Here is a 13,069-nt window from a genome sequence, read left to right as displayed (position 1 = left end):
GGCGAACAAGAACTGTCTGGCCATTGTTGTGCTGATTGGCCGCAATTAGCTGCTGCGTACCGATGCCTTGAGGGTACGCGAATTTCTCTCCGGAAGGTGATCATGCCCAATACCCACGCCGAAGCGCCTTCGCAGCCAGACGATAGCGGCTACGCCCCCTTGCTTGCACAGGCCTTGACTGAGACTACGGCCAGAGTGGCGGAAATGCACCATGCCATTGCCCGAGTACCGTTCTCGGTGCTGGCCAGGATACCTTTTCTGGCTCTGCCATCCCGCTTGGTACAGGTGGTGCATGACGGCATTGCGGGCAAGGTCTATGGCGCAGTCGCCAGCCTAGGGAGCCGCGCCATTCTGGCCTCAGACAGGCTGCTGCCTGCACCCGACGGGCCTGCCGGGCGCCTGGCCGTGGGGGTGCGCAGTGCCGTCAATGGGGTGTTCGGTGACCATCTGGCCGACAGCGATAGCCGCCTGGGCTACCAGATGGGGCTGTTTGCCGATGGCAGGCCGATATCGGTGGCACCCAATGAACTGACCGCCTTGTGGCCCAAGCCACCCAGGCGGGTGTGTCTGTTGATACATGGCCTCAGCTGTGATGAATCTTGCTGGTCGCCTGGCCCGGCCATGGCGGCGGGCTATGGCAACCGGCTTGAGGCGGACCTCGGTTATGCTCCCTTGTATGTACGTTACAACAGCGGTTTGGCGATAGATGACAACAGCCAGCGCCTGGCCGCGCTGCTGACCATGCTGAGCCTTAGCTGGCCCGGCGGGCTGGACGAGATCGTGCTGCTGGGGCACAGCATGGGGGGCTTGCTGGCGCGCGCGGCGTGCCAGCATGCACACGAACAGCAACTGGCCTGGTTGCCCAAGGTCAGCAAGGTTATCTGCCTGGGATCACCGCACCAAGGTGCCCGGCTGGAGCAACTGGGCAGGCTGGCTACCTTGGCACTCAATGCCATACCCATTACCGCACCCTTGGGGCGCATAGCGCAAACGCGCAGCATAGGCATCAAAAACCTGGGGCAGGGCTTGCGTAGCCCCGCCTGGCAGGGTAAGACCCCTCCCTTGCTGGAGGGCATCGCCTATCGCTTTATCGCCGGGAATCTGCACACCAATCCCAACCATCTGCTTGGCCACCTGCTGGGTGATGGCTTGGTCACCTTGGGCAGCGCCACCGAAACCGGTCTGCATGGCGATATTGCCCGGGTACGCCTGGGGGCGGTGGGGCATATGGGCCTGCTGCACGATGAGCGCGTCTATGGCTTGCTGCGGCAGTGGCTAACGGAGTAGGGCTATAGGGGGAAGGTAAGCCCTCGAACCTAACGCTTTGGGTTTGCCGCAGTGCCAAAGGGCTTGGCAGTGCTGGCCAATGCCGCTACCATGCGCGGCACTGATGCGGTGACAGACCGCATTCACCACGCAACCCCCTTCCATCAAGGAGAACGAAGTGCCCCGCACGTCCAACATCATTGCCTGATGCCGACGACACCCTGCATAGCAGTGTGACGATGGCGCCTACGCGTAATCGCCCTGCTGTGCCTGCGGAAAGCTTCTTTCCCCTCTGCTAAACCCGCGCACTCGCTGCCAGGCTCCGGCCTGAGTGGATTGCCCTGTGCGCCAGTCGTCGGCTCCGATACTTGTTACGGAGACGATCATGACGACTCAATCCCTGTTCGATGTACGCAACCTCGACCTACTGAAATACCCCCGTACACCCCATCTGCAAGGCTCGCGCCTGCAGGCCGGGGATGAAGGCCATGACCAGGTGCCCTACAGTGCGCTGGCGGGCCGCTATATCGTGGTGGAAGAAAAACTCGATGGCGGCAATGCCGGCCTGAGTTTCTCGGCCGGTGGCGAGCTGTTGCTGCAAAGCCGTGGCCATTACCTGAGCGGCGGCGGCCGTGAACGCCAATTCAATCTCTATAAGCGCTGGGCGACAGCCCACGAGCAAAGTTTGCTGGCAGGCCTGGAAGACCGCTACCTGATGTTCGGCGAGTGGCTGCATAAAAAGCATTCAGTGTTCTACGACTGCCTGCCGCACTACTTTTGCGAGTTTGATATCTGGGACTGGTCCCGGCAGTGCTTCCTGGCTACGGCGGAGCGCCATGCCCTGCTGGCGGGCATGCCTGTGCTGCCGGTGCCGGTGCTGTACGCGGGTGAGGCACCAAGGAGGCTGGATACCTTGCTGGATTTGCTGCAGCCCTCGCTGGCGCGCACGGCGGACTGGCGTATGGCCTTCGAGGCCGACGTTCGCCTGGGTGGGCTGGATCTGCCACTGGCCTGGCGGCAGACCGATCGTTCCGATCTGGCAGAAGGGCTTTACATCAAGGTCGAGGAAGATGGGCGCACCGTGGCGCGCTACAAATGGGTACGCCGCGATTTTGTGCAGACAATACTGGACTCGGGCCGCCATCATGCCGAGCAACCCTATATTGCCAATCGGCTGGCGCCGGGTGTGGATCTGTTCGCGCCCCAACTAAGCCATGGCTGGGCAGGGCAACTGGAGGCCGTATGGACTTGCTGACCTTGATACAGGCGGACAACCTGGTCGCACTCAAGCAGCCTGTAAGTCTGCGTGGGCCGGCTTATGCCGAGCTGCTGCAACTGGTGGCACAGGCTGGGGCCGAGCCGGACTGGCAGGCCGTATTGGCTGCCTTGCCCTGTTTGCTGCCATTGGCCCGCACCCCGCAAGACCCTCGTTACCATGGCGAGGGCGATGTGTGGACGCATACCCGCATGGTGGTGCAGGCATTGTGTGCCGGCGAGGACTATGCCCAGGCCGATGCCGAGCGACGCTTCGTGTTGTTCTACGCGGCCTTGCTGCACGATATGGCCAAGCCGGCGACCACCACGGTGGATGCTGTCACTGGCCATATAGGGCAGCCGGGGCACTCGGGCCGGGGAGCGGTGGATGCACGCATCCTGCTCTGGCGCAGCGGCGTGCCGTTTGCACTGCGCGAGGCCATTTGCCGACTGATTGCCGTACACCAGTTACCGTTCTACGCCTTGCGCGGTAGCCGCTCCGGCCAGACTGCCGAGTTCATCGTGCGCAAGTTGTCGCACGAGCTCTGCATTGCTGAGCTGGCCGCCCTGGCGGAGGCCGACATGCGCGGCCGCTACTGCGCCGATGCGGATGAGGTGCTGCTGTATATCGAGCTGTTCCGCGAGTTAGCGCGGGAAGAGGGTTGCTACACCCAGGCACGGGCCTTTGCCGACAGCCATACCCGCATGCGCTACTTCAATGGCGACGATGTCCATCCGGACTATGCCTATCACCGCGAGCCAGGATCGCGGGTCACCGTGATGTGCGGTTTGCCCGCGACCGGCAAGAGCACCTGGCTGGCACAGCACTGCAAGGATTTGCCGCTGGTGGGGTTTGACGATGCGCGGGAAGAGCTGGGCCTGAAATATGGCGAGAACGATGGGCGTGCCGTGCATCATGCAGTGGACAAGGCCAAGGCCCTGCTGCGTGCGCGCAGCGATTTTGTCTGGAATGCCACCCATCTGTCGCGGCAGATGCGAGCCAAGACCTTGGACCTGCTGTTTGCCTATGGCGCCACGGTAGAGGTGATCTATCTGGAGCAAGCCGAGCGTACGCTGCTTGAGCGCAACCGGCGGCGAGACAGCAGCCTCAGCAATGCTGGCTTGCTGCGCATGCTGCACCGCTGGGAGGTGGTATTGCCCAGCGAGGCGCATAGCGTGCGTTACCTGACGGCGGTGTGAGGCCGGCCCAAGCTCCCTTCCGGGGCTTGGGCCATGCTGCTTGCCGGGCTAGAACTTGAGTTCCAGCATCATGGTCCATTGGGTATAGGTGGGCGTCGTGCTGCGGCTCTGCACTGCACCTGTGCCCGTCTGGCGGCTGCGGGTCTCGTAATCCTGGTGCAGCAGGTTGTTGCCGGCCAGCCGGAGCTGGACGGCTGGGCTGAAGCGCCACTGGGCGTAGATATCAACCTGGCGCTTGGCATCGATGTCCCGCCATTCATCGACGTCGGTGCGGTTGGTATAGGCCGGCACCAGGTTGAGGCTGGCGCCCACCGTGAGAGGCATGGCCTTGAAGCGGTAGTCCAGCCCCAGGTTGAACAGCTGCGGCACCTGCTCATCCAGGCGGTTGTCAGGGCCGGGTATGTTGTCTACCCGCGACCAATAGCGGCTGTAGTTGGCGCGCAGGTCGATGGGGGGGGCATCACCCATGATCTCGGCCAGCCGCAGCTTGGCCTCCAGTTCTATGCCGTAGCTGGTGGCTTCGCCCACATTGCGGGGGCGGGATACCCAGCGGCCACTGCCCGCCGTTTCGAACTGGGTCTCGCGCCGTATCAATCCTTCTATCTGACGGCTGAACAGGCTGGCACTGACCAGCCCGCCTTGGCTGAAGTAGTGTTCATAGGCGAGGTCCAGGCCCCAGGCCAGTTCCGGCTTCAGGTTGGGGTTGCCGGCGCGGTCGGGGTCGCTGCGGCTGTTTTCTTCGTCCGACAGTACCGGGCGGGTAATCAGATCGCGGGTATTGGGCGCCTTGTAGCTTCGGGTCAGGCTGGCGCGCAACTGATTCTTGCTGCTGCCGGGTAAACGGTAGACGGCATGCAGCATGGGGCTCCAGACGCTGCTGTTGCTGCTGGTGGTGCCCAGGGCGTCTTCACTCTCGGTGCGGATGCCTTCCCAGCGTATGCCGGCATAGGCCGACCATTGCGGCCCCAGGTTCCATTCATCCTGGGCAAAGACCGCCAGCTTGCGTACGCGGGCCACCACCAGGTCGCCCGCGTCAGCCACCTCGGGCAGGCCGTTGACCAGCTTTACCCGGTGTTCCTCGCGGCGGCTTTGTTCCAGATCCCAACCCATGGCCATGCTATGGTCCTCGCCCAGCGGGCGTGACCATTTGCCGCCGGTGCTGAAGCCTGTTTCCTGTATCTCGCTGTCGTCCAGCCGGATTTCCTTGCGGCTGCCATCGCCCAGGAACTCCTGCCGCTGGTTTTCGCTATCTGAGCGGCTGCTATTGAAGCCGAAGCGTACATCGAGCTTGGCCCCTTCACTGAGATTGCGCTTCCAGTTGCCAAAGCCACGCAACATGGTTGATTCCGATTCGCCGTGGGATTCGGCGCGGGCGTAATCGGCCGCCGGGCCGCTCAGCCGGGTAATGGTAGAGAGGCTGTCGCTGCTGCTTTGATTGCGCATCAGAAAGGTTTGCAGGCTGACGGTGTTGCCCGGCTCGATACGCCAGGTCAGCCTGGGCGAAAAGTTCAGGTGGTAGCCGCTACCGCTGCTTTGGCTGGCGGTGACCTCGTCGTAGCCTAGTCCTGTCCGGCCATCCGTGCCCTGTCGGCTACCGCTGCTGTCGTTGCTGCGGCTGTTGCGGTTGTAGCCACCGCCGATATTGTAGTTAAGCGCATCCACCTGGGCGCCCCACTGCACGTCCAGCCTGCCCTGCAGGCGGCCATCCTCTTCGCTCACCGCCATGCGCAGCTGGCTGGGCTGCTTGGCCTTGTAGTCCTCGCGCAGGACGATATTGATGGTGCCGGCAATGGCGCGGGCACTGTGCTCGGCCGTCGGCGCGCGCATGACCTCGATGCGTTCTATGGCATCGGGCGACAGCGAGTCAAACGAGAAGCCACGGGCAGCCGCTTCGCCGTTGATCAATATCTGGGTATAGCCCTCACTCATGCCGCGCATGCGTATGCCACCACCACGGCCCGGCCCGCCGCCGACACTGACACCAGGCAGGCGTTTCAATACTTCGGCCACGGTGCTGTCGCCGTATTTATCCAGTTCATCACGGCCGACGATGATCTTGCTGGCAGGCTGATTGCGACGAATATCGCCCTCATTGGCGACCTTGCCGGTGACCTTGATCTCCTCGGCCACCGGGGTGGGCTGGGCATTGGCGGCGGCAGAAGGGCGAGGGGTTTCCTCTGCCCAGGCGCCTAGGCAGGCCAGGGTCAGGGTGGCGAGTTGCAGCGCGAAGCTGGCGTGCTGGGACTGTGCGGTATACATGGCTCGAATGGGAATGAGAATTCATCGCCAGTATCGCTCAAGCCGTGGCGGGCTACCTTGGGCAAAAGGTTACAGTTTGTAAAAACTGCGTGGGTGGCCGGGGATACGGGGCATATTGCGCCGTATCGCATCGCTAGCGTAGGGGAGATGCGCAGGTAAATTCCAGCTGCCTTAAAGCTCGGGGCGAAAGGCCCCCAGAGGGTGCTCGAAGCAACTCACCCAACTTAAGCCAGATTCATGGTGAGATATTTAATCTAAATAATTGATATTAATAATGTAATTGTAGATTCCCGCCTCGCTGCAGGCGCTGTTTTTCGACCTAGCCGCACACCTGTATTCCGACGCCTTCCGCGATGGCGCTCGGCAAGCCGAATATCCCCCCGCCTTCACCGGCTCACGCAAGCTGCACTGTTACGCCACGTCTCCGAGCAAGCCCTTGTTAGAAAAGGGCGCGCTATACTGTCCGCCGACGCACTCCTACAACTCAACGACAGACTCATTCGGCGCTCCGATCCGCTGATACCGGGATGGCGTGGCTTGCGCCTGGTCGCCAGCGACGGCTCTCCTCTACACTTTGGCAAGCCTAGCCACACAGGCGATGCAGACGACACCCGCGGAGCACCTCATTCACCGCGCTTATGCCTATGCGGTGCTCAAGCCTATCCTGCCGCTGTTGCTTTTGGGCGCCTCTTGGGCGGCTGATCTTCTAGCTCTACCCGTCTGGGCTGCCATTTATCACACTAGTTGGCGCCTCCATCCCTTAGTCAGGGTCGTTCAAACCACCTCTCTCAATGGCGCCGCCCTGAGAGATTAAGTCCACCAAAACCGCTTCTAGCAGCTCTGTGTGTGGCACAAAATCGGCAGGCGGCTTATCCCAGAAATCGTGCTTCGCTTCCAGGTGTACGCCAGTGATAAACACCTTGCCCTGGCCATAACTAAACTGTGCCGCCGCAATGCCGCCGTGATGGGCGACTTTGCCAGTGGAGGGCAGGTAGTGGCCAAGAACTTCTACTCTTTCCTGACTTGGCAACAATTGCAAAACCGATCCTGCCTGGAAGTAGGCGCCGATGATTTGCCCTGTTGGCAACCAGCGTACCTTTTCGATCCGTTCGACGGCGTCTTCATCAGCGAAATTGTCAGCTGTGATTGGGGCGATATTTAGCGCCTTAAAGGAGGATAGGCCGTCCTCGTATTCAGCCTGCGCAACGATGGCGCCGCCACAGATGCCGACATAACGGCCACCTGCACGCAACCAGCGTTGGATAGCTACGATGGTTGGCCGGCTCATCTGTTGCGGCCCGCTCGCCCAAGCGCGCAGATCATCATCTGTGCCGGGAATCAACAGCACCGAGCGCGGCGGCAAGGTTTTCAGAGCCTGGGGAATATCCGCCCAGCTTCTCAGCACGCGTGCCTTGGGGGCCAAGGCTTTCAGTGCCGGGGTTTGGGGCTGCTGCAGTATTTGCAGGATCGGCATTTCGCAATCCCGGCACACCGGCGGGCCGGCATAAATCAAAACCACTGGCGTCGCTGTCGATACCCCTTCGTGCCGTGGCGGTACTGACTGCCCACTAGCCTGCAAGGGCAGACACGCGCTCAGACCGAACCAGACCATGCCATAAAACCAATAATGTCCCATCTTTGCTCCGCTACCTTGTGATTTTTCGCGCCAGTCACTGAGCGGCAGCATCATATAGGCTGCCTGCCTCAAGGCACAAACACCACAATAATCCCGCCCAATATCACCAGACTCACCGCCGTCAGCTTAAGGCTGGTGGCCAGGCGAAAGCGCAGGCTGAAGAACAGCACGTAGCCCAGCAGCGAAAACAGCAGCGTCAGGATGGCGGTCAGGTCTATCACCCAGCTCCAGGCGGCGCCGCTGTTCTTGCCGCGGTGCAGGTCGTGCAGCATGGTGGTCAGTGTGGCGGCTTCTATGGTGGCTTCTACCTGGCCATCCTGCAGGTTGATGAACAGGTCGGATTTGCCGCTGACGCCTTCGAAGCGCACCTGGGCTTCGCTATCCATCAGTTCGCCGCTTTTGTATTCGCCTTTGAGCGGCAGGCGTTCGGCCACGATGGCGGCGGCGGCCCGTATTGGGTCGTCGCTGCGCTGGGCCTCGGCCAACTCGGCCGGTGTGAGGGTAAGCGTGTGCTCTTGGCTGTCTGCTTTGCCCTTGAACCAGTCCGGGTGGTTCAGCAACAGGCCAGAGAGTGAGAACAGCATCAGCGCGATAAAGGCGAAGGCGGACAGATAGGCATGCAGCATGCGCGACTGGCGGTAGAGCCAGCTTTTGTCCAGGCGGGGGCGGGAAGGTGTGTCGGTCATGATGGGCGGGAAGGGAAGCAGTGGCCAGCTTGGGACATGGCCTTGTAGCAGGGGGCTGGCGGCTACCTTACCGAAGTCCTTTGCGCCAGGAGTGGGGCAAAGGGGTAAGGCGGCCGCCGGGGGCGATGATGTCGGCCTCAGCTGGCATGGACTTCTGCCAGGCACGTCTGGCTTGGTTGGCGTTGGGGGCCACCTGGCAGTGCAAGGCAGGGTTGCGTCTCTGAGGAATTCAGGCGGACTTGCCGTAGCGTAGTACCACGCCACCGAGTTCGTCCTTGGCTGCTTGCGGCAGGCTCAGCGGCTTGCTGCCCAGTTCGATTTCGAAGGTCTGGTAGGTATGGCCGCCGTGTTCGCGCGCCGCCTCGATATGTACCAGGTATTTACCCTGGCCCACCTTGCGGCCGGCTTCGTCCGTGCCATCCCAGGCCAGCGAGTATTTGCCGGGCTTGCGCGTGGGCTTGGTGACGGTGTCGAGCTTTTCTATCTTGCGGCCATAGCGGCGCCACCAGACATAGTTGGAATCTATCCACTTTTCCTGGTTGCCCAGGTGGGTCAGGTTGCGAACGATGGCGCGATTCTGGTCGGTGATCCAGATGGCGACGAAGGGGGCCTTGTAGTTCTCGGCTTCTATCTTGGGGACTTCGTAGTCAATGATGGCAGTAAAACCGGCTGGCCATGGGGCAGTTGCGGCGTCGGCCGTGTGGATGAAGCGGGGGGCCAGGCTGCTGCGCGCTTCGGACATGCCTTGCCAAGCGGCGGATTGCAGCTGGCTGCCATCGGCCAGTTGCAGCAGGGTGGCCACGCCGGGCAGGCGGTCTGCCAGGGCCAGGCTTTGCGCCGCAGGCATGACAGCAAAGGCGGTGGACAGGGCGTCGGCATCGGCGGCGCGGTCGGCGACCACGGTGACGCTGCTGACCTCGGTGATGGCGGCGCCGGTTTGTGGGGAGACGATATGGGCATGGGCCATGCCATTGATCTCAATATCGCGCTGGCCACGGCCACTGGTGGCGACGGCCTTGCTGCCCAGTTGCAGGGTGGCGACCAGTGGGGCGTTGTCCTGTGGCTGGTTTGCCTGTGCTACACCCAGTTGCCAGCCGCTGGCCTGGGGTGCGCGGCCCCAGCTGCGGATGTCGCCGCCGATGTCGATCAGCAGGCCATCCAGGCCTTCGACCTGGTTGCGCACGGCTTGCAGGGCGCGGTCAATGATATAGCCCTTGGCCAGGGCATCTGGTGCGAACACGACGTCAGCGGGGCGCGTGATGGTGCGGCTGGTGGGGTTCAGCTTCACCTCTGCAGCTTCGGCGGCTGCCACGGCGCGGACAATGGCGTCGGTATCGAGCTTGCCGCTGAAGCCGGCATCCTGCCATAGCGCCAGCGCCACACCCAGGCGGGCGCTGAAGGCGCCCTGGGTACGGGTACGCCATTGCTCGCAGGCGGCCACCACCTCATACAAGGCTTCGGATACCTGCATCTGGTCGCACTGGTTGAGCGCGGCCAGTTCACTATCGGCGCGGTAGCGGCTCAGCACCCGATCCAGCCTGTCTATCTCTGCCTGTGCCACGGCCAGGGCTTCACGGCCGGTGGCCTCGTTGCCGCCTACGGTGATCAGATCCAGCGAGGTGCCCAGTACGTGATCGCGGTGAAAGCGCCAATGCGGGGCGACCTGGGTTTGGCTGGCCGTGGCGGGGGTGGCTGCGGGCATGGCTGGCAGGGAGGCGGCCTGGCTGGCCTGGGGCAGGAGCAGGCCGGCGGCGGCCAGGAGCTTGCTGCCCAAGGAAAGGCGTAGAGGCCATGGGGTGCGCTGCATGAGTGGTTTCTCCCTGTAGGACGATGCCCGCTGGCTTGGGCTGATTTGGAATGGCGACAGGGCGTGATTGTCTTGCAAATGAGAATTCGTTTCAATATCATTCATGCATAATTTAATGCAAACCGGGTATCTGGAAAGGGCACCATCGTGATGAAGCGAGCAGGCGGGCAGATCAGGCAATCGGCAGTTTGGGCTGGGGTGTTGGCGATGCTGTCGGCTCCGACGGTGTTGGCGCATGGCGGCCCCTACCTGTTGCCGACCAGTTTTGAAGTGAAGCGGGACTATGTATCGATACAGGGCGCCATAGGCAACGAGGTGTTTTTTGTGCCTACCGGCCCGATACGGGGCGCGAGCTTTTACTCGGTCAGCCCTGCGGGCACCCGCCAGAAGCTGGATACGGTGACTACCCTCAAGGATTACAGCGTGATAGAGGCGCCGGTAACCGAGAAAGGGACCTACAAGATCACCCTGGGGGATGAGCATGCCCGAGTCAGCCGCTATGCCTTGATTGAGGGTAATTGGCGGGTGATACGCCCGGCCAATATGGGCAACAATGCGGCTACACCGCGTCCGGCTGCGCCCGCTGCCGCGCCTGCGGCGGCACCTGCTACGCCGGCCCAGCCGCCCCGTCCGCCGCGCTTTGTGGAAGAGGCTGCCGTGCCCAAGGATGCCAAGATCACCGAAGTGCGTAATCTCAGCCGTGCCGAGGTGTATGTCAGCAAGGGTGCGCCCAGCGAGGCCACCACCAAGCCCAGTGGCCAGGGTTTTGAACTACGCCCGCTTAATCACCCCAATGACCTGTATCTGGATCAGGGATTTGAGTTTGAGCTGCTGGAGGATGGCAAGCCGCTGCCTAATGTCGCCGTGGAGATTGCCCGCGCCGGTAATTTCTATGACGAGAAGAAGGAATACGCCGAGCTGAAGACGGACGCCAATGGGCGTGCCAAGGTGAGCTTTGACAAACCGGGTGTGTACGTACTGCTGACCAACTATCCGGCACCGCAGCGCGACCGCAGCGAGGCGCCGCCCGCCCGCAGCTATAGCTATACGCTGACGTTCGAAGTGAATCGCTGATTGCAGCAAGGCCAGCCTGGCGCCTTTTCCAGCCGCGCTGGCAGTTGCCTGACCGTGTCTACTGCCCCGTACTGGTATGACCAGGCGGGGCAGTATTACGTGGGGCGGCCAGTTCGGCCTGCCAGCGGTCAATCTGGCCGCTGGACCTGAGCCTTGCCAGGCCCCGGTTCAAGGCGGCCAGCCAGTTGGCGGCGTCGGGGTGGCGACGATGCAGCAATACACATAGATCGTGCTGGCTCAGGGGCTGGGCAAGCTGGGTGACCATGTCCTGCCAGACGGCGGGCGCTGCCTGACGCAACAGGTACAGGCCAACCTGCCGGTCTACCGGGTAGGCGTCGATGCGGTCGTTGAGCAGGGCTTGTATGCCGGCCTGGTCGCTGCTCAATACCAGGGGCGGGACACCGCTGGCCTTCAGCAGCTGGGCATAGGCGGGAATGCCTTCATAGGCATACATATCGGGGTATGCAAGCCGGAAGCCACGTGCTTTGTCGGGGTGTTTCAGATCCAGCACCCGGCCCACCCGCCGCAGCAGGACGACCTCGCTGCGGATGACGGGCTGGCTGACCAGGTAATCGGGCTGGGAGGCTTCATCCCGGCAACTCCACAGGATGGCACCGTCGGCCTTGCCCTGCCGTGCCATCTCCAGGCCGCGCTTCCAGGACAGGCGCAGATAGCTGACTGACTGGCCGGAGGCCGCAAATGCGCTAGTGATGATTTGCTCGGCCAGACCCCCATGAGGCAGGGTGGCGCCGGCATAAGGCGGCCATTCACCGGTTGCCAGCCGTATGGGCTGCGCGGCCTGGGCAAGCAGCGGCAGCAGCAACAGGATGACGGCGAGCTTGGACATGGGGGCCTCCTGGCTATTCCCTTTGCAAGCATAGAAGTTGCGCGTGAACTTGGCGGGTAGCGCAGCACCGCTGGTCGATACGGGGGGGGGTATTTGATACTTGCACTATCGTGCAATAGTTCGCGAGCTTTCATCCATTTGGGGGAGGGTCGATGCGGGCGATTCGGCTAGTATTGGCCTCTTTCATGGCGCTATCGGCTGTCATCAATCGGTAGGGGGCACACCACGGTGTGCGTCGTAGAGTGAGATGGCAAGGCTGTGCCAGTGCCTTATTGCAGGCCACCATAAAAACAGTTTCAGGGGGAAAAATGCGGCCTGGTTCCACCAAGGTTGTTGCGTGTACGCATTGCCGTGCCTGGCTGCGCTGCCAAGCTTTGGATCTGGCAGTAAGGCAGTCGGCGGAGGTCTGGTCTGACCTGCGCGTGCGGCACGCCTTCTGGTCCACCCCCGTGGACATCGTTGCCTGCCCTGTCTGCCGGGAGCTGTTCCGGCGCCGCGACGCTGTCGAGGTGGGCGTGCTGCCTTCGAGCATAGAGGCACTGGATTTCAAGGTGAACGATGGCTGGCGGCTGCTACCGCGATTTGGCAAGGCGCGGGAGCTGGCACAGCTGGAGCGCTTTATGGCGGCGCCGCTGGCCGAAGAGCTGCCGGCGGACCAGGTCGAAGCGGCGCTGGCCACCATGGCAGAGGGTGTTCCCGACGATGAAATGGACCTACGCCTGCAGCAATGGCGCCACCACAACGACTTGCGGCGGGCCGAGCCTGGCCGTGAATGGTTGCGCATAGAGCCCTTGTTCCTGATCAATGCCCAGCGCTTGTTGAGCCTGCTGGTGATAGGCGGAGAACTGCAGCAATTGCTGGCGGCCGAGATCAATCGGGAGCTGGGGCAGTTCCATACGGCCATGCAGTGCCTGTCACGTGTGCAGAAAGGCTACGGGCACCAGAAGGTGGCGCTGATGAGCTGGATCGTTGAGGGGCGAACCGAGCTGCAGGTGTATTACTGATTGCAACTGCCGGAAACCGCGCCTGTTTCGCGTGTC

The 13,069-nt window shown here is 62.3% G+C and carries 10 protein-coding genes; 5 read left to right on the top strand and 5 right to left on the bottom strand.

Going from position 1 to position 13,069, the window contains the following annotated elements; translation table 11 throughout:
• Positions 1–102: 102 nt before the first annotated feature.
• From QWZ03_RS00825 to QWZ03_RS00815, 3 genes are all read left to right on the top strand, one after another.
• Positions 103–1,287 carry an esterase/lipase family protein gene (locus tag QWZ03_RS00825; protein ID WP_290330988.1) on the top strand — a complete coding sequence of 395 codons (1,185 nt, stop codon included), beginning with the start codon at positions 103–105 and terminating at the stop codon, positions 1,285–1,287.
• A gap of 364 nt (positions 1,288–1,651) precedes the next feature.
• Positions 1,652–2,521 carry an RNA ligase family protein gene (locus QWZ03_RS00820; protein ID WP_290330987.1) on the top strand — a complete coding sequence of 290 codons (870 nt, stop codon included), beginning with the start codon at positions 1,652–1,654 and terminating at the stop codon, positions 2,519–2,521.
• On the top strand, positions 2,509–3,720 hold the full coding sequence (locus QWZ03_RS00815; protein WP_290330986.1) for an AAA family ATPase: 1,212 nt from the start codon (positions 2,509–2,511) through the stop codon (positions 3,718–3,720). The genes QWZ03_RS00820 and QWZ03_RS00815 overlap by 13 nt, the downstream gene beginning before the upstream one ends.
• Before the next feature lie 48 nt (positions 3,721–3,768).
• Here QWZ03_RS00815 and QWZ03_RS00810 read toward each other — a convergent pair whose 3' ends face one another.
• The 4 genes from QWZ03_RS00810 to QWZ03_RS00795 all read right to left on the bottom strand — a co-directional run bounded on the left by QWZ03_RS00810 (position 3,769) and on the right by QWZ03_RS00795 (position 10,108).
• Positions 3,769–5,979, bottom strand: a complete 2,211-nt coding sequence (locus tag QWZ03_RS00810; protein WP_290330985.1) for a TonB-dependent receptor plug domain-containing protein — start codon at positions 5,977–5,979, stop codon at positions 3,769–3,771.
• 760 nt (positions 5,980–6,739) lie between these two features.
• Positions 6,740–7,669: a hypothetical protein gene (locus tag QWZ03_RS00805; RefSeq protein WP_290330984.1), complete on the bottom strand. Its 930-nt coding sequence runs from the start codon at positions 7,667–7,669 to the stop codon at positions 6,740–6,742.
• Between the two features lie 14 nt (positions 7,670–7,683).
• Positions 7,684–8,301, bottom strand: coding sequence for a PepSY-associated TM helix domain-containing protein (locus QWZ03_RS00800; RefSeq protein WP_290330983.1), 618 nt, complete (start codon positions 8,299–8,301; stop codon positions 7,684–7,686).
• Between the two features lie 229 nt (positions 8,302–8,530).
• On the bottom strand, positions 8,531–10,108 hold the full coding sequence (locus QWZ03_RS00795; protein ID WP_290330982.1) for a DUF2271 domain-containing protein: 1,578 nt from the start codon (positions 10,106–10,108) through the stop codon (positions 8,531–8,533).
• Positions 10,109–10,315: 207 nt separating this feature from the next.
• Here QWZ03_RS00795 and QWZ03_RS00790 point away from each other — a divergent pair, with 207 nt between their 5' ends.
• Complete coding sequence (locus QWZ03_RS00790; RefSeq protein WP_290330981.1) at positions 10,316–11,182, top strand: DUF4198 domain-containing protein; 867 nt, start codon at positions 10,316–10,318, stop codon at positions 11,180–11,182.
• A gap of 58 nt (positions 11,183–11,240) precedes the next feature.
• Here the strand turns inward: QWZ03_RS00790 and QWZ03_RS00785 are convergent, their stop codons facing one another.
• Positions 11,241–12,029, bottom strand: coding sequence for a substrate-binding periplasmic protein (locus QWZ03_RS00785; RefSeq protein ID WP_290330980.1), 789 nt, complete (start codon positions 12,027–12,029; stop codon positions 11,241–11,243).
• A 308-nt stretch (positions 12,030–12,337) separates the two neighbouring features.
• On the opposite strand from QWZ03_RS00785, the gene QWZ03_RS00780 reads away from it, so the two are divergent.
• Positions 12,338–13,033, top strand: coding sequence for a hypothetical protein (locus QWZ03_RS00780; RefSeq protein WP_290330979.1), 696 nt, complete (start codon positions 12,338–12,340; stop codon positions 13,031–13,033).
• The last annotated feature ends 36 nt before the right edge of the window (positions 13,034–13,069 follow it).

The sequence above is a fragment of the Chitinimonas viridis genome (assembly GCF_030409555.1).
Classification (GTDB): Bacteria; Pseudomonadota; Gammaproteobacteria; order Burkholderiales; family Chitinimonadaceae; genus Chitinimonas; species Chitinimonas viridis.
Note: the sequence above shows the minus strand (reverse complement) of the source record. Positions and strands in the feature narration are given on the sequence as shown.